Annotated in this window: 18 protein-coding genes; 14 read left to right on the forward strand and 4 right to left on the reverse strand. The window is 29.2% G+C overall.

The window, feature by feature from the left end:
- Positions 1-131 precede the first annotated feature (131 nt).
- Both KGF52_RS15780 and KGF52_RS15785 read right to left on the reverse strand, forming a co-directional pair.
- Positions 132-680, reverse strand: a complete 549-nt coding sequence (locus tag KGF52_RS15780; RefSeq protein ID WP_227840819.1) for a hypothetical protein — start codon at positions 678-680, stop codon at positions 132-134.
- Positions 681-780: 100 nt separating this feature from the next.
- A complete protein-coding gene (locus KGF52_RS15785) occupies positions 781-1,452 on the reverse strand; it encodes a GntR family transcriptional regulator (RefSeq protein ID WP_227840820.1) in 672 nt (223 codons plus the stop codon).
- A gap of 409 nt (positions 1,453-1,861) precedes the next feature.
- On the opposite strand from KGF52_RS15785, the gene garR reads away from it, so the two are divergent.
- The 3 genes from garR to KGF52_RS15800 all read left to right on the forward strand — a co-directional run bounded on the left by garR (position 1,862) and on the right by KGF52_RS15800 (position 5,777).
- Positions 1,862-2,752 (forward strand): 2-hydroxy-3-oxopropionate reductase, encoded by an 891-nt coding sequence (gene garR, locus KGF52_RS15790; RefSeq protein ID WP_227840821.1) that lies wholly within the window; start codon positions 1,862-1,864, stop codon positions 2,750-2,752.
- Positions 2,753-2,899: 147 nt separating this feature from the next.
- Complete coding sequence (locus KGF52_RS15795) at positions 2,900-4,282, forward strand: gluconate:H+ symporter (protein WP_227840822.1); 1,383 nt, start codon at positions 2,900-2,902, stop codon at positions 4,280-4,282.
- 58 nt (positions 4,283-4,340) lie between these two features.
- Complete coding sequence (locus tag KGF52_RS15800; protein ID WP_227840823.1) at positions 4,341-5,777, forward strand: four-carbon acid sugar kinase family protein; 1,437 nt, start codon at positions 4,341-4,343, stop codon at positions 5,775-5,777.
- 116 nt (positions 5,778-5,893) lie between these two features.
- Here KGF52_RS15800 and KGF52_RS15805 read toward each other — a convergent pair whose 3' ends face one another.
- Positions 5,894-6,748: a putative ABC transporter permease gene (locus KGF52_RS15805; protein WP_227840824.1), complete on the reverse strand. Its 855-nt coding sequence runs from the start codon at positions 6,746-6,748 to the stop codon at positions 5,894-5,896.
- 285 nt (positions 6,749-7,033) lie between these two features.
- Complete coding sequence (locus tag KGF52_RS15810) at positions 7,034-7,357, reverse strand: DUF1540 domain-containing protein (RefSeq protein ID WP_227827584.1); 324 nt, start codon at positions 7,355-7,357, stop codon at positions 7,034-7,036.
- A gap of 202 nt (positions 7,358-7,559) precedes the next feature.
- Between KGF52_RS15810 and KGF52_RS15815 the strand changes: the two genes are divergently transcribed.
- The 11 genes from KGF52_RS15815 to KGF52_RS15865 all read left to right on the forward strand — a co-directional run bounded on the left by KGF52_RS15815 (position 7,560) and on the right by KGF52_RS15865 (position 16,927).
- Positions 7,560-8,189, forward strand: a complete 630-nt coding sequence (locus KGF52_RS15815) for a hypothetical protein (RefSeq protein ID WP_227840825.1) — start codon at positions 7,560-7,562, stop codon at positions 8,187-8,189.
- Between the two features lie 239 nt (positions 8,190-8,428).
- A complete protein-coding gene (ruvC, locus tag KGF52_RS15820) occupies positions 8,429-8,938 on the forward strand; it encodes a crossover junction endodeoxyribonuclease RuvC (protein WP_227840826.1) in 510 nt (169 codons plus the stop codon).
- Positions 8,931-9,533: a Holliday junction branch migration protein RuvA gene (ruvA, locus tag KGF52_RS15825; protein ID WP_227840827.1), complete on the forward strand. Its 603-nt coding sequence runs from the start codon at positions 8,931-8,933 to the stop codon at positions 9,531-9,533. The genes ruvC and ruvA overlap by 8 nt, the downstream gene beginning before the upstream one ends.
- 72 nt (positions 9,534-9,605) lie before the next feature.
- Positions 9,606-10,625 (forward strand): Holliday junction branch migration DNA helicase RuvB, encoded by a 1,020-nt coding sequence (gene ruvB / locus KGF52_RS15830; protein WP_227840828.1) that lies wholly within the window; start codon positions 9,606-9,608, stop codon positions 10,623-10,625.
- Positions 10,626-10,940: 315 nt separating this feature from the next.
- A complete protein-coding gene (gene queA / locus KGF52_RS15835) occupies positions 10,941-11,966 on the forward strand; it encodes a tRNA preQ1(34) S-adenosylmethionine ribosyltransferase-isomerase QueA (protein ID WP_227840829.1) in 1,026 nt (341 codons plus the stop codon).
- A gap of 11 nt (positions 11,967-11,977) precedes the next feature.
- Positions 11,978-12,463, forward strand: a complete 486-nt coding sequence (locus tag KGF52_RS15840; RefSeq protein ID WP_227482100.1) for a phosphate-starvation-inducible PsiE family protein — start codon at positions 11,978-11,980, stop codon at positions 12,461-12,463.
- A 78-nt stretch (positions 12,464-12,541) separates the two neighbouring features.
- Positions 12,542-13,663 carry a tRNA guanosine(34) transglycosylase Tgt gene (tgt, locus tag KGF52_RS15845; protein WP_227840830.1) on the forward strand — a complete coding sequence of 374 codons (1,122 nt, stop codon included), beginning with the start codon at positions 12,542-12,544 and terminating at the stop codon, positions 13,661-13,663.
- Between the two features lie 133 nt (positions 13,664-13,796).
- The gene (gene yajC, locus KGF52_RS15850; RefSeq protein ID WP_227827577.1) at positions 13,797-14,090 is read left to right on the forward strand and encodes a preprotein translocase subunit YajC; all 294 of its coding nucleotides are present in this window, start codon (positions 13,797-13,799) and stop codon (positions 14,088-14,090) included.
- A 58-nt stretch (positions 14,091-14,148) separates the two neighbouring features.
- Entirely contained in the window at positions 14,149-14,511 is a 363-nt protein-coding gene (locus KGF52_RS15855; protein ID WP_227827576.1) for a TIGR04086 family membrane protein, read from the forward strand.
- Between the two features lie 65 nt (positions 14,512-14,576).
- Positions 14,577-14,720, forward strand: a complete 144-nt coding sequence (scfA, locus tag KGF52_RS15860; RefSeq protein WP_009891067.1) for a six-cysteine ranthipeptide SCIFF — start codon at positions 14,577-14,579, stop codon at positions 14,718-14,720.
- 311 nt (positions 14,721-15,031) lie between these two features.
- Positions 15,032-16,927, forward strand: a complete 1,896-nt coding sequence (locus tag KGF52_RS15865) for a cell wall-binding protein Cwp8 (protein WP_227840831.1) — start codon at positions 15,032-15,034, stop codon at positions 16,925-16,927.
- Positions 16,928-17,064: the final 137 nt, after the last annotated feature.

The raw sequence follows: 17,064 nt of genomic DNA on the forward strand, positions 1-17,064 counted from the left end.
TTATATAATAATTCATAGAAGTTAAAAGTAAATTATCTTTAAGTTAAACAAAAGTAAAATAAAAGACTAGTTATAATATTTATATGAAAAAGTACAAAATATAGTATAAAAATATAGAAAAATTAAATTATTTACTTGCAGTTTCTGGTTCCATAAGTATATTTACCTTGAGATATATTATCATCATGAAAATATATTCTCTCACAAATTTTATCTCCCCATAGAATATTTTTTGTTATTTTATGTGATGTATCCCCTGTAAATACTTCAGCAACAGTGGTATCAGTAACATCACAATAAAGGGATGCAAATTCCTTAAACCAAGGATTTTCTTCAAAGCGTGAAAGCCAGGAAGCTCCATAAGGACAGTGTAACTCTTCAAATTCAGGAACCCAACCTAAAAATGGGACATCAGTTATACTAACAATATTGTCAGCAATCAATTCATCTCCATTTTCATTGGCTCTTTCTCTCATAGCAATAGCTCTTTCTTCTGATCTTTCAAACAAAACTTTTTTCAATATTTCAGCAGTTTTTTCATTTCCAAATTCCTCAACTAATACTTTGGTAAAATAAAAATATAAATCACCAAAGTGTTTACAGGCCATACGAACTTCTTCAATAGCATAATCCTTGTCGATAGTTTCATTAGTTACAGTATCTTTGTTCAAAAAAATCACTCCTTAAAATAATAGTAGTTACACTATAATTATAGAGTATTTTTTATAAATAAGAAATTGATTTAAGATAAATAAAATTTTAGTAAATATAAATAGATTATTAAAATAATTTATTATTACAAAAATCTTCTAAATTGATGTATTTAGGAGTTTCCATATGTATAAGTGTTGTTTTATAAATATCTTCAGTACATCCGTTAGATATATTATTAAAAATATCTGTATGTTCTTTTAATGTTGTTTCTAGTCTTCCCTCATGAGATAGTGAATCAAGAGCTAATTTTTTTATTCTGTACATATAGCTGTTGAACATCTTATCAAATTCAGTATTTTGAGCATATGAAACGATTGTTGTGTGAAATAAAGTATCGTATTCTGCAAATGTATTTAAATTCTTATCACTTGATACAATGTCTTTTTGTTTATCTAAAAGATACTTTAATTTATCTATAGTTTCAATTGCTCTAGGTTCTTTGTATTGACTCGTAATTAAAAAAGTGCAAAACCCTTCTATTGCAGAGCGTATTTGAAATATCTCTACAATTTCATTAGCTGTGATTTGATGAATTTTAAAACCCTTACTTGGAATTATATCTATAAAACCATCTTGGCTGAGTCTTTGAAGAGCATCTCTTATAGGTGTTCTTGAGATACCTATTTCACTCGCAAGCTTTGTTTCAGAATATATTTCATTTTCTATTATTTCACCAGATAGTATTAATTCTTTTAAATAGTCATATGCTTGTTCTTGTAATCTTTTAAATGTAGCCATATTTTATACCCCCTAAACAATGTGAAAATACAAAAACTTATATAATGTTAAGAATACAACATAGTAAAATTAAGGTCAATCCTTTGAAATTTAAATTATATATTGGACTATATAAATAAATGTTTAGTTGAATGATACTTAATTATTGATAAAAATAATTAATATAAAGAAAAATAATTAATATAAAGTATGATTAAATATAATATGGAAATAGTGTGTATTATTTAACATAAATAGTGTGTATTAAATATGGTAATAAGAGTTGAATTCTATTATAGAAGGCTAAAAAGAATGTTTTATTGTTAAAATAAATACTTTCATATTTTATATTGACCGGTATACTGGTGTGTAGTATACTTTAAATCATAAAAAACGTTTTCAAAAATGTGAAAATATGGAGGGGTATATAATGAAGTTAGGATTTATTGGATTAGGAATAATGGGAAAACCAATGGCTAAGAATTTAATAAAAGGTGGATGCAATCTTTTAGTATATGATATTAATAAATCTGCTGTAGATGAGCTTGTATCATATGGTGCAAAATATGCAAGTCTTTCAGAAATAGGTGAAGAGTGTGAAATTGTATTTACAATACTTCCAAATGGAGCCATTGTTCAAGATATATTATTTGGAGCTGATGGTTTAACAAACACTTTAAAAGAGGGCAGTATAATTGTAGATATGAGTTCAGTTACTCCTACAGAATCTATGTCATGTGCAGAAAAATTAAAGCAAATGAACTTAGAATTTATAGATTCACCAGTAAGTGGAGGTGAACCAAAAGCAATTGATGGAACACTTGCTTTTATGGCTGGTGGTAAAGAAGAAGTATATAAAAAAGTAGAGCCATTTTTTAATATAATGGGAAGTTCATCTATTTTAATTGGAGATAATGGCAGTGGAAGTGTTACAAAACTTACAAATCAAGTAATAGTTAATCTTACAATAGCAGCAGTATCTGAAGCATTTGTACTTGCAGCCAAAGCAGGAGCAGACCCAGAAAAAGTGTACAAAGCAATAAGGGGAGGTCTAGCTGGCAGCACAATATTGGATGCAAAAATACCAATGATTATGAATCGTGATTTTAAACCAGGTGGAAAAATATCTATCAATCTAAAAGATATAAAAAATGTAATGAAGACAGCACACAATTTGGATGTGCCGCTACCTATGACAAGTCAGCTATTAGAAATTATGCAAACATTAAAAGTACATGGACATTTAGAAGATGACCATGGTGGAATAGCTCAATATTTTGAAAAATTAGCAGGTATTGAAATAAAAAAACACAATAACTAATGGCAAATATATTGATGAGATAGTAGGTATGTATTATTAAAATTAGATTTAGATTATATTATACAAAGACAATAGAGTTACAGTATCATAATAAAAGAAAAAATAAGGTTAAGAGATAATAAAGTAAATTATAAAGGGGAAAAGATTATGATTACAGGATATGGACTTTTGATAGCATTTATTATATCTATAGGAATTTTGCTTGTGTCGATTATTAAGTTTAAAGTAAATCCATTTTTGGCATTGCTTATAACATCTATAATTACAGGCTTTATGGTTAAGATGCCTATAAATGAAATTTCAACTACAATATCAGCTGGATTTGGAAGTACATTAGGTAGTATTGGTATTGTAATTGGGCTTGGAATAATATTTGGAAATATACTTTCAGAATCAAGAGCAACAGAATCTATTGCAAAGGGATTGCTGGCTAGAACTGGAGAAAAAAATAGTGCATTAGCTATAACTACAGCAGGATTTTTAATTTCAATTCCAGTGTTTATGGATGCAGCATTTGTTATAATGATGCCTATAATTAAATATGTTTCAAGAGTAACCAAGAAATCTCTTATGGTTTTTGTGTGTGCATTAGGAGTTGGTACAATAGTAGGTCATGCACTTGTAATACCAACACCAGGGCCTTTAGCTGTTGCAGCAAATGTAAATGCAAATGTAGGCAGTTTTATACTTTATTCCATAATTGTTGCATTTCCAGCAGCTCTTTTAGGAGGATGGATTTATGGAAAACGTTTTGAAAAGTATCCGGCTTATGCAATTGACGAAAATAATAAAGAAAAAAATTTAGAACAAGGAAAAGAGAGTATTGAACTTGAAAATGATAACTCTGATAAAGTGCCAGGTTTTGGAGTTTCTATGTTTTCTTTATTATTTCCAATACTTCTTATACTTGTATCAAACGTATTTAGTATGTTTTTAGAAAAAGGTTCTAAAATGAGTGGAATACTTGCATTTATAGGAGATAAGAATATAGCAATATTGCTTGGAATATTGGTAGCAATAGTATTTTTGAAGAGGTACATAAGTAAGCCTATGGGAGATGTTGTTATTGAAGCTGCTGATTCAGCAGGATTGATATTATTAATAACAGGCTCAGGAGGAGCATTTGGTAGTGTTATAAATGCTAGTGGAATAGGAAACTTCTTAGTTGACACTATGTCTGGACTTAGTATATCAGTTGTGGTACTTGGATTCTTATTAAGTGCATTGCTTAGAATTTCTCAAGGTTCTGCTACTGTAGCACTAGTGACTACATCATCAATTTTAGGGCCTACTATTTTAGCAACTGGTATGTCACCAGTTTTAGTAGGGCTTGCTATATGTGCTGGTGGTGTTGGTTTCTCTCTTCCAAACGATTCGGGATTCTGGGTACTTTCAAGATTTAGTGGCTTGTCAGTTAAGGATACTTTAAATTCATGGACAATAGGAGGTACCATTGCTGGTGTTACAGCATTTATAATGGTTTTATTACTTAGTGTTATAAACGGTATTGTACCACTTCCAGGTTTATAAAAAATATAAATACTAAACATAAGCATACTATAATAAATTACATAAAGGGGGATTTTTAGTGAGAGAAGTCAATTCAATTAACATAGATATACTTGATACTTTTAAGACCGTAGATGAAGATAAATTAAATAAATTACTTGTAAATGAACTTAAAAATTTAAATAGAAAGATTATTGTATTAGATGATGACCCAACTGGAGTACAAACAGTTCATGATGTTTCTGTATATACTGATTGGGATGAGAGTAGCATAGAACAAGGCTTTGATGAAGAAAATAGTATGTTTTTTATACTTACTAACTCAAGGGGATTTACAGTTGCTCAAACAACAGAAGTGCATAAGGAAATTTCAAAAAATATTGTGGATATTTCTCAAAAAGTTAATCAAGATTTTATTATTATAAGCCGAAGTGATTCAACAATGAGGGGACATTATCCTCTTGAAACTAATCTGTTGAAAAATGAGGTGGAAAAATTATCAGGGAAACTATTTGATGGTGAAATAATAATGCCATTTTTCAAAGAAGGTGGAAGATTTACCATAGACAATGTACATTATGTAAAAGAAGGAGAGATGCTTGTACCAGCGGGAATGACTGAATTTGCAAAAGATAAATCCTTTGGCTATAAATCTTCTGATATAGGAGAATGGTGTGAAGAAAAAACAAATGGAGAATATAAATCTAGTGATATGATATACGTTTCATTAGAGGAACTTAGAAGTCTAAATATTGATAGTATAACAGAAAAGCTTAAAATGGCTAAGAACTTCAATAAAATCATTGTAAATGCAATAGATTATGTAGATGTAAAGGTATTTACAATTGCGTTTATACGTGCAGTAAATAGTGGTAAAGAATTTATATTTAGAAGTGCTGCTGCTATAACAAAGGTACTTGGTGGGGTAAGTGATAAGGAATTACTTACTAAAGAGGAATTAGTATCAAAAGATAATACTAATGGAGGTATTATACTTGTTGGTTCACATGTAAATAAAACTACTCAGCAACTAGAAGAACTTAAAAATTGTAAGCATCCTATAGAATTTATAGAGTTTAATCAACATTTAGTTTTGCAGGAAGATGGATTAAAAAATGAAGTAAAAAGAGTTATACAAGTTGTAGAAGAGAAAATAACTAATGGAAAAACTGTTGCTGTGTATACTAGACGTGAGCGTTTTGATTTAGATACGAATGATAAAGATAAACAACTTATTGTTTCTGTAGAAATTTCAGATGCTGTGACTAGTATAGTTGGTATGCTTAATGTAAGACCAAATTTTATTATAGCAAAAGGTGGAATTACATCTAGTGATGTTGGAACTAAGGCACTAAAAGTAAAAAAAGCTACTGTAATGGGTCAAATAAAACCTGGTATACCAGTATGGATGACAGGAGAAGAAAGTAAATTTCCTAATATGCCATATATAATTTTCCCTGGCAATGTTGGAGAAGTTAGCACACTTAGAGAAGCTGTTGAAGTATTAATGGGTTAGAAGAAAATCTTTTATTTCATCATTTCAACAATGAAAAAGAGGCTTATCTCTATTTTGAGACAGCCTCTTATTTGTATTTATAAATATTTATATTACAATATGGCATATAATTTAGATTATTTATTTTTTTTGATTGATTTAATATCTTCTTTGATTTTATTTAAAATATCTTTATGCTTATTAGAGCTTATATTAGGGAACGCTTTAATAATACGTCTATGAAGCAATTTGTGGCTAGATAGTAGAGTATTAAGTTTGTTTTTAAGTTCTTCAATTCTGTTTTTAGCATAACGATAATTTTCTCTTTCTTTTAATATCTCAAATCTATCTTCTAAAGTCTCAAGTCTATTTTCAACTAAAGATTCAAGCTTACTTTCAATAGTTTCTTGTGTGATAACTTTGTAGTATTCTTTTTTATCTTTTAATTCCTTAATTATAAGATGGATTTGTTTTAATTTGCCATTTAATTGTAAAATTGTGTGTACTGTAATTATTAAATCTAAAACAAAATAAATTTCTATAGATATACCAAGAATAAATAGTATATTCTTAGGAATATAATCTATGAAATCAACTACAATAGGATGTATTATCAGCATTACAATTAATGATAATACACCAAACATAAGTGAATTTTCTAAGCAAACTCTTCCGTGAATGTTGAACTTGTGATTGGAATAATCCCACCACTTCATATTAAATAGTTTTTCTAATACAAAACTTGTAAAATACTCCATTATGCTGGTTATAATTATACTAAATACAAATAATAAGGGAATATTATGAACAAAAGGAGTCAGTGTAGCTACTATTGCTAGTGCCCCAAATCCATATATAGGACAAAAGGGTCCATTTAAAAAACCTCTATTTACAAATTGTTTTTGCAAAACAGAACAATATGTAGTCTCACAACACCATCCTATAAAGCTATAAATTACAAAATAAAGAAATTGAATATAAAATGTACTCATAAGCACCTCATTTCTAGTTAATATAACATTATATAATACTATATATCTGATATTTTCTTTCATAATTAACTATATTACCTTAAACTTAATTTACATATTGATTATACCAATTTATAGAAATTTATCAAATTTAATTACAATTATAATATTATATGCAAAACCATAGCAATGAGATTTTATTTAAAATAAATAAGGGTGTCAAGTATAATCGAACTAATACCTGTAGATACTCTACAGTATATTGCTTTGATTAACTTTGACACCTTTATATTATTTATATTTTACTTATTTACATTTAAAACTAGAACAACATGTTTCAGTGTAAAGATTTACTCTATCAGTTTCAGGAGCGACTAATATATTATCAAGATTACATAAGCTACCATCTTTATTGTACTTACAAGTCTTGACACTACAAACTAATTCTTCACAGTTTCTATTGTTAACATTGTTAGATAGATTACTATAAATAGACTCATCTAAAAACGAACTACAGCAAGTATGTCTATCATTATGAGCTTGTTCACCATTTATAAAAATTTTATCTGCATAACATATATGGCTGTTATTATGTGAGCAGTTAGTTACATTACAATTGATTCTTTCCAAAGTTATTACCTCCTAAACTATTATTTATTATAAATTATGTCCATATAATTGCAAGAATATAACATTTAAGAGAAAACTTCCTTTTAGAAAATATCTATTTTTAGACTAATTTGAAATACAGATATATTTTCTTCTAAAATTTACCTAAATTGTATAAAAACTTACAGCTTGGAGAAAATAATAGAAAAAGGAGGCGTAATCAATGTTTGAAAAGAAGAAAAAAGAATTATTTCCTTGGAAAATATCTGCATTAGTACTAGTAGGAGTTTTTGTATTAAGTAGCGGAGTTTATATAGGAACAAAATTAAAAAACAATGGAGTTCAAACTGGTAAAGTTGTAAGTACTAGTGCGAATATGAGTGAAGAATCAAAAGAAGCTTTTGGATTAAATAAAAACTGCGAAGTTTGGCTTCAAGGCGAAGGCGAAAACGAAACTAACTATAAGAGAGTACTTACAATGGCTGGAGTAGTTCCAGAGTCATTATTAGATAAGACAAAATCAGAAATAGTATCATATTTTAAACAAGAATATCCAACTAAAAAAATAAAGAGTATGGATAAAAATGAAATCATATTGGTAGAATCTAAAAACAGTGATAATAAAGATGTACAAGCAATGAACACTACTATAAAAGGTAAATATACAATTGAAAATGATAATGGAAATATAGCATTGTATAAATACGATGATAGTGGAAATAAAACATTAGTAGAAAAAACAAAAATAAGAGTAGATTCACTTCCTAAGACTGTTCAAGATGAACTTAAAAAAGGTGTAGTTATGGATACAGAGGAAGATGCTTATTCAAGATTAGAAGATTTTGCAAGTTAATATTAAGATTCAAACTATATTTAATGCCTATTAAAATACAATAATTTATTTGTACTAAATATAAAAGTTATATTGAAGTGAGAAGTTTGCTTTGATATAACTTTTTTATTTGATTTTATATTTAACATAAACCATTTTATGATTTGTTAATATTATTTATGGTATAATGATTTAGAACATAAGTTTTTATGAGAAATACATTTTGGTATTTCTTTTATTTTTAGGAGGAATTTTTTAAAATGATGATATTGGGGATTGACCCAGGTATAGCCATAGTTGGATATGGTATAATTGAATATAAAAATAGTAAATTTAAAGTAATAGATTATGGAGCAGTAACAACACCTGCGCATATGGATATCTCTAAGAGGTTAGAACTCGTATATAAAGGAATTGATACAATAGTAAAGAATTACAATATAGATGAAGTTGGAATGGAAGAACTATTCTTTAACAAGAATGTAAAAACTGCTATAACAGTAGCACAGGCTAGAGGAGTTACTATGCTTGCTTGTGCACATAATGGTAAACCAGTATATGAATACACTCCACTTCAAGTAAAACAAGGTGTAGTTGGATATGGTAGAGCAGATAAAGCACAAGTTCAACAGATGGTAACCTCATTTTTAAGTTTAAAAAAAGTTCCAAAACCAGATGATGTTGCAGATGCTCTAGCTGTGGCTATTTGCCATGCTCATTCAAATAAACTTGAAAAAACTCTAAAGAATATAGGTGGGAAGTATGTATAGTTATATAAAAGGTACAGTAGAAGAGATATATATAGACAGTATAGTTGTTGAAAACAATGATATAGGATATAAGATAAATGTGTCATCCAATACAATAATGAATTTGCAAATAGGAAATACTGCAAAAATATATACTAAACTAATAGTAAGAGAAGATGATATGAGTCTTTGTGGTTTTGCAAGTAGGGAAGAATTAAAGATGTTTGAATTGCTTACATCTGTGTCAAAAATAGGACCTAAGGTGGGGCTTTCAATACTATCATTTGCATCACCATCACAACTAGGAGCTTATATTTTGAGCGAAGATGTTGGGAAACTATCTAAGGCTCCAGGCGTTGGTAAAAAGACAGCAGAGAGAATTGTTTTAGAACTTAAGGATAAAGTGGATAAAAATAATATAGAATTTGAACCAACATTATTATCACAAAAACCTACTTTAATATCTCAAGATGAATCTATAGATGCACTTGTAGCTTTGGGATATACCTTAGCAGAATCAAAAGAGGCAGTTCAAAAATGTAAAAAAGATGGTATGAATACAGAAGACATTATAAAAAAAGCACTTACATATATAATGAGTAAATCTATGAAGTAGCATTTAATTTGTAAATGTAAAATAATATTTAAAATAAAGTAGATTTCCAAAATTATGGAAGGAGGGGTATAGATGCAAGATTTTGAAGATGAAAATAGGATAATAACATCTACCATGAAGATGGAAGATATAGATATAGAAAATAGTTTAAGACCAAAGACACTAGAAGATTATTTAGGTCAAGAAAAATCCAAAGAGCAACTTAGTATATTTATAGAGGCAGCAAAATCAAGAAATGAGCAGTTAGACCATGTACTTTTATATGGACCACCAGGGCTTGGAAAAACTACGCTAGCGAGTATAATAGCTAATGAGATGGGAGTAAATTTGAGGATTACATCAGGACCCGCAATAGAAAGAGCAGGGGACTTAGCAGCTATACTTACAAATTTGAATGAAAATGATGTTTTATTTATAGATGAGGTACATAGAATCAATAGGAGTGTTGAAGAAGTCTTGTATCCAGCAATGGAAGATTTTTGTTTAGATATAATAATTGGAAAAGGACCATCTGCAAGAAGTATAAGGCTTGACCTTCCTAAGTTTACACTTATTGGAGCTACTACAAGAGCTGGTATGCTTACAAATCCACTTAGAGATAGATTTGGTGTTATTTGTAAATTAGATTATTATACAGTTGATGAACTTTCAAAAATAGTGCTTAGGTCATCAAATATTTTAGATGCAGAAATACAATCTCAAGGAGCTTTAGAGCTTGCAAAACGTTCAAGAGGGACTCCAAGAATAGCAAATAGATTACTAAAAAGAGTTAGAGATTTTGCACAGGTTAGAGCTGATGGAAGGATAACTGATGAAGTTGCAAAGGATGCTCTTGAACTTTTGGGAGTTGATAATTTAGGTCTTGATTTTGTGGATGAAAAGCTTCTTATGACTATAATAGAAAAATTTAGGGGTGGCCCGGTAGGTCTTGATACATTAGCAGCTTCAATTGGTGAAGATAGAAATACAATAGAAGATGTGTATGAGCCATATTTGCTTCAACTAGGGTTTATAAATAGAGGACCTAGAGGTAGAGTAGCCATGCCCCTAGCCTATGAACATTTAAAAATACCTTATCCTAGTGATAGATAAAAATACAAAAAGAGGTATTAATTAAACAAATAATCATTAAATTAAAATATTTCTAAAATGGGTAAAAATTCAAACATATCCACAAAATGGTAATTATATCTGTAGATACTGTGGATAAATACAAGGAAAAATGTGTGTACTTTATCTATATATTGTGGATAAGACGTGCATATCGTGGAAAAATATCTATATATTGTGGATATACTGTATGTTAAAAAGAGGGATTTATTGATATATTCTGGTAATATTGTAGAAAATAAGTTGTTTTTTTGATATTATTGTAGCTAGAGAAATTTTAAGAGAGGAAGTTTGACATTGAAAACAAGTGATTTTAAATTTGATTTACCACAGGAACTTATAGCTCAAGTTCCTATAGAAGACAGAGCTAGTTCAAGATTGATGGTATTAGATAAAGAAACAGGAGAAATTGAGCATAAAGTATTTAGAGACATAATAGAATATTTAAATCCAGGAGACTGTTTAGTTTTAAATAACACTAGAGTTATACCTGCTAGATTAATAGGGGAAAAACTTGAGACTGGTGGAAAAATTGAATTTTTATTATTAAAAAGAACAGAAGAAGATACTTGGCAAGCTTTAGTAAAACCAGGTAAAAGAGCAAAAGTAGGAACTAAGTTTTCCTTTGGAAATGGAAAATTGATTGGAGAAGTTGTAGATTTATCAGATGAAGGTTCAAGAATTATAAAGTTTCATTATGATGGAATTTTCGAGGAGATTTTAGATGAGCTTGGAAATATGCCACTTCCTCCATATATAACTGCTAGATTAGAGGAAAAAGAAAGATACCAAACTGTTTATTCAAAACATAATGGCTCAGCAGCGGCACCTACAGCAGGTCTACACTTTACAGAAGAATTATTAAATGAAATAAAAGAAAAAGGTGTAGATATAGCATTTATAACTTTACACGTTGGTTTAGGTACTTTTAGACCAGTAAAAGTAGATGATGTTTTAAATCATAAGATGCATTCAGAATATTATATGGTCAGTCAAGAGGCAGCTGACAAAATAAACAGAGCAAAAGAAAGTGGGAACAATGTAGTATGTGTTGGAACTACTAGTTGTAGGACTATAGAATCAGCTTGTGATGAAAATGGCAAGATGAAAGAAACTAGTGGTTGGACAGACATATTTATATATCCAAGTTATAAATTTAAGGTTTTGGATAGACTTATAACTAATTTCCATCTACCAGAGTCTACCTTAATCATGTTAGTAAGTGCTATTTGTGGAAAAGATAATGTATTAAATGCATATAATGAAGCAGTAAAAGAAAGATATAGATTCTTCAGTTTTGGAGATGCTATGATTATAAAGTAGGGAGGTAATAGATGCATAGTTTACAAAAACAAAAAAAGAATAACCCTATATTAAAGATTGCTTTTATATTTGAACGTGTATTAGCAGTAGTAGTTCTGATAGCAGTATTTTTAGGTACAATAGATGTATTAAGACTTATGTGGGGAGCATATATAGTTGATTTTCAAAATCCAGTACAATACAGTCAGCTTAATGATTTCTTAGCACAAATATTACTTTTAGTAATAGGTGTTGAGCTTGTAGTAATGCTATCACTTCACATACCAGGAGCATTTATTGAGGCACTACTATATGCTATAGCCAGAAAAATGTTATTACTTCCTAAAAATGAAGGGATGATAGATGTTTTAATTGGAGTTATAGCTATTGCAGGACTATTTGCTATAAAAAAGTTTTTAGTAACAAAAGACAAGAGTGCTCTTAATATAACGAGTATCCATGATGAAGAAGCAATCAAAGAACAACAAAGCAAAGAAGATAAAGATAAATCTATTTAGAAAATATATTAGATATTTAGATTAGTAAAAATATATATTATGGAATAACTAGAAATAAAAATTATTAAGGAGAAATTTATGTACGCAGTAAGATACGAACTGATAAAAACTTGTAAACAAAGTGGTGCAAGGCTTGGAAGATTACACACACCACATGGAATTATAGAAACACCAATATTTATGCCTGTTGGGACTCAAGCAACAGTAAAATCTATGACACCAGAAGAATTAAAAGAGATTGGTTCACAAATAATACTTAGCAACACTTATCATCTATATATGAGACCAGGACATGAACTTATAAAAAAAGCTGGTGGACTTCATAAGTTTATGAACTGGGATAAGCCAATACTTACAGATAGTGGAGGATTTCAAGTATTTAGCTTAGGGCCTTTAAGAAAGATAAAAGAAGAAGGCGTAGAATTTAGGTCACATCTAGATGGTTCAAAACATTTTTTAACTCCAGAAAAAGCTATGGAAATACAAAATGCGTTAGGCTCAGACATAATGATGGCATTTGATGAATGTACACCATACCCAGCAGATAGAGAGTATGTAAAGAATTCATTAGAAAGAACAACAAGATGGTTAAAAAGATGTAAAGATGCCCATAATAATACAGACAAGCAAGCTTTATTTGGTATAATACAAGGTGGAATGTATAAAGATTTAAGAGAGCAATCAGCAAAAGAAATAACAAGTATTGATTTACCTGGATATGCAATTGGTGGACTTAGTGTTGGAGAACCAAAACCACTTATGTACGATGTACTAGAACACACAACTCCATTTATGCCAAAGGACAAACCAAGATACTTAATGGGAGTTGGTAGTCCAGATGATTTGGTAGAAGGTGTTATAAGAGGAGTAGATATGTTTGACTGCGTTTTACCTACTCGTATAGCTAGAAATGGAACTGCAATGACTAGTCAAGGTAAAGTAGTGGTTAGAAATGCAACTTATGCTGAAGACTTTACTCCACTTGACCCTGAATGTGACTGTTACGCTTGCAAAAATTATTCAAGAGCTTATATAAGACATCTTGTAAAAGCAAATGAAATATTGGGTGCAAGATTGATAACTACTCATAATCTTCACTTTTTACTAAATTTAATGAAACAAATAAGACAAGCGATAATGGAAGATAGATTACTTGATTTTAGAAATGAATTTTTTGCAAAATATGGGTATGAAATATAGGTTTTGCACTATTAATTATAATCATTTTAATATATAATATTCAATAGTACTCAAAGCTAAAGAAAGTAAATTGTTATATAAACATTTATTATGATTTACAAAAGAGTATAATTTACAAAGGAGTGAAAAATTAATGCCACAGCAACAAATAATGATGAGTGTAGGTCTATGGATAGTAGTAATAGCAATCTTTTATTTCCTAATGATTAGACCTCAAAAGAAAAAAGACAAACAATTAAAAGAAATGAGAAGTAGCCTAGGTGTAGGAGACAAAGTCATTACAATAGGTGGAATAGTAGCTAATGTAGCTAAAGTTGAAGATGATGTTGTAATATTAGAATTAGGACCAAATAGAACTAAAGTTCCATTTGAAAAATGGGCTATAGGTACAGTTCAATCTAGAAAAGAAGAAATAGAAGAACAGTAAAATAGTAATTTAAAAGCCTTTTCTCGAATATATATTAATTTGAGAGGAGGTTTTTTTTATGGGAAAATCTAATTATATTTTTAAAGGTTTGGGATATGCATATATAATAACTTTGGCTGTTTTATTAGTGTATAACTTATTTTTGACATTTACAGATATTGGTGGAGATAATATAACTATGGTTGCATCATTTATAACTACTATTTCTGCAGCTATAGGTGGTTTTTACACTTCAAAACACATGCAAGAAAAGGGACTTATGTATGGGCTTTTAGTTGGACTTTTGTACATAGTGTGTATTTTTTTGACTGTGTTTTTAGCACAAGAGAGCTTCGTATTTGAAGTAGGAATGATTTATAAGTTATTGCTTATATCAGCAGCAGGAGGTATTGGAGGCGTATTGGGTGTCAACTTTAAATAGAGTTTATATTAAGCTGGTTTTGTGATATAATCAATAGGAAACAATTAGAAATGGAGGCGTTGAAAATGGAAAATAAACATGTAAAAACTTTATCTCAAGCTACTTTAAAGCAAAGTGCTGCAAAAGGTGGATGTGGAGAGTGTCAAACTTCTTGTCAATCAGCTTGTAAGACTTCTTGTACAGTTGCAAATCAAGAGTGTGAAAGATAGAAAAGTATTGATTTAGTTGTTTGTAAGAGGGTATCTCAAAATGGTTCTTTTATCATGATGGGGTATCCTTTTTTATTTTTTTGTCTCCATATAAAATGCTTAATATATTTATATAAAATAAGGTTTGACTTGTTAGTATTTAATTTTTTATGTATTCAAAATCTAACTTTTTATTCTTATATTTCTAATATATGTATTAGTAAATTATGTAAACTTATAAAATGTATTGATAAATAATATTATATATAATATTATTTATATGTGGGAAATACGAATATAAAAAATTAAAAAAATATTCGGAGGACATAAATATGTTAAGTAACAAAAAGAGAAGTATGGCAATAGTAATGGCAGGAGCTACAGTTATGAGTGTAGCAGCACCAATATTCGCAGACAACACTGTGTCAGAAAATGTTGATAAAAATTACACAGTAAGTGCAAAAGATTCTACTAAACTAATCGAAGAGGTTAGAAAAGCATTAGAAATTAAGTTTGAAGAGACAAAAGCAGGAGCAAATGTAAATGATAGAGTTTACGATATAAAAGTAGATAATGTAAACTTAACTAATGCAACTCAATTACAAAACAAGATAAACTCATTAGTAGAAGGACAAAGTTTAAAAGTTACTATACAAGATAAAGGTCATCAAACTATAGGTGGAAAAGTAGTTGACTATAAAATTGAAAACTACAAAACAGCTCAAGAAATAGTAGATGCAGTTAATGCTTTTAATGCAACTTTAGCAGAAGATTCTGATAGCAAGCTAACAGCAACTATAAAATCTACTAGCACAGTTGAAGTAAAAAGAGCAAAAGATTCAAAAAATACAATCACAGTAAATGTGGGAGACCAACATTTAGACTTTGCAAAGGCAGTAACATCAGAAGAAGGTACTTTTGAAGGCTATGAAAAGAGTTATAGCGATATAGAATCAAAAGAATTACATACAATAACAGTTAAAAATGCAGATTTACAAGACATATCAGCAGAAGATTTATTTGATGGAGTTAGATTAACTACATTAGGTAGAGAAATAGTTAATAAAGTTAAAAATGGATATACTTTAACATTTGATAATGAAGCAATACTTACTCAAGAACAAGAAGATAGTGATGATAAAGATAAGCCAGAAAAATCAAGCTTTGACATGATTTTAAGTAAGACAAATGAAAAGTCAGAAACAATAAGTGTATCAAGTAAAAACCATAAATTAGTTAGAGATTTACACAAAGTGCTAACTGATGTAAAAGATGGAAAAGAATTAAAAGTAGAAGTTTTATCTGGAGATTCAAGATTTACAACAGCAGTAGAAGTTAGTAAGGAAAGATTTAAAGATGGAGAAGCAGATTCAATAATTTTAGTTGGAGAAGATGCTATAGTTGATGGATTAGCATCAGCACCACTTGCATCTCAAAAAAATGCACCAATACTATTATCTAAAAAAGATTCATTACCATCAGAAATAGAAGCTGAGATATTAAGAGTGCTTGGAAGTAACTTATCTTCTAAGAAAATATATATAGTAGGTGGAGAATCTAAAATATCAAAAGAAACAGAAGAAAAACTTTCTAAATTGGGTGTAAGTAAAGTTGAGAGAGTTTCTGGAGATGATAGATTTGAAACTTCTTTAGAAATAGCAAAACAATTAAAAGATACATTTAAAACTGCATTTGTAGTAGGTGGAAATGGAGAAGCAGATGCTATGAGTATATCTGCTAGAGCTGCTCAATTTGGAACTCCAATAATAGTTACAGGTAACGAATTAGATGCAAGTGCTGAAAAATTATTAAAAGGAAAAGAATTAGAAATCGTTGGTGGAGAGAATTCTGTATCAAAAGAAGTTGAAGATAAATTAGTTGAAATAGATTTAAACAACAAAGTTGAAAGATTAGCAGGAGAAAACAGAAAAGATACTAATGCTAAAGTAATCAACAAGTACTATGCAGGAGCAACTAAAGCATATGTTGCAAAGGATGGTTATGTAGGTGGAAACGGACAATTAGTTGATGCACTTACAGCAGCACCACTTGCAGCTAGTTCAAAAGCACCAATAGTATTAACTACAGAAGAACTTTCTAAGTCACAAGAAGAAGTAGTTGAGTTAAGACTTAAAAATGCTACTAAGTTAGTACAAATAGGTGAAGGAATAGCTAAAAATGCTATTGAAAAAATAGCTGAAAAAATAAACTTATTTACTAAGAACTAATAATATATAAGATTTGATGTTATAAGCTTGTTTAGATAATATAAAATTATACAAGGTGTTTAGATAAGATATAATGTCTATAATATAAAATTATACAAGATGCTTAGATAAGATATGATGTATACAATATAAAATAT

Origin of the sequence: Clostridioides sp. ZZV15-6597, from assembly GCF_020657815.1 — a bacterium.
GTDB lineage: Bacteria > Bacillota > Clostridia > Peptostreptococcales > Peptostreptococcaceae > Clostridioides.

Bases quoted from the DNA above. Each gene is read 5' to 3' on its own strand.
- scfA (WP_009891067.1), top strand. From the start codon at position 14,577: ATGGAAAATAAACATGTAAAAACTTTATCTCAAGCTACTTTAAAGCAA.
- KGF52_RS15795 (WP_227840822.1), top strand. From the start codon at position 2,900: ATGATTACAGGATATGGACTTTTGATAGCATTTATTATATCTATAGGA.
- ruvB (WP_227840828.1), top strand. From the start codon at position 9,606: ATGCAAGATTTTGAAGATGAAAATAGGATAATAACATCTACCATGAAG.
- ruvC (WP_227840826.1), top strand. From the start codon at position 8,429: ATGATGATATTGGGGATTGACCCAGGTATAGCCATAGTTGGATATGGT.
- KGF52_RS15785 (WP_227840820.1), bottom strand. From the start codon at position 1,452: ATGGCTACATTTAAAAGATTACAAGAACAAGCATATGACTATTTAAAA.
- yajC (WP_227827577.1), top strand. From the start codon at position 13,797: ATGCCACAGCAACAAATAATGATGAGTGTAGGTCTATGGATAGTAGTA.
- ruvA (WP_227840827.1), top strand. From the start codon at position 8,931: ATGTATAGTTATATAAAAGGTACAGTAGAAGAGATATATATAGACAGT.
- KGF52_RS15815 (WP_227840825.1), top strand. From the start codon at position 7,560: ATGTTTGAAAAGAAGAAAAAAGAATTATTTCCTTGGAAAATATCTGCA.
- KGF52_RS15840 (WP_227482100.1), top strand. From the start codon at position 11,978: ATGCATAGTTTACAAAAACAAAAAAAGAATAACCCTATATTAAAGATT.
- KGF52_RS15865 (WP_227840831.1), top strand. From the start codon at position 15,032: ATGTTAAGTAACAAAAAGAGAAGTATGGCAATAGTAATGGCAGGAGCT.
- tgt (WP_227840830.1), top strand. From the start codon at position 12,542: ATGTACGCAGTAAGATACGAACTGATAAAAACTTGTAAACAAAGTGGT.
- KGF52_RS15805 (WP_227840824.1), bottom strand. From the start codon at position 6,748: ATGAGTACATTTTATATTCAATTTCTTTATTTTGTAATTTATAGCTTT.
- garR (WP_227840821.1), top strand. From the start codon at position 1,862: ATGAAGTTAGGATTTATTGGATTAGGAATAATGGGAAAACCAATGGCT.
- KGF52_RS15855 (WP_227827576.1), top strand. From the start codon at position 14,149: ATGGGAAAATCTAATTATATTTTTAAAGGTTTGGGATATGCATATATA.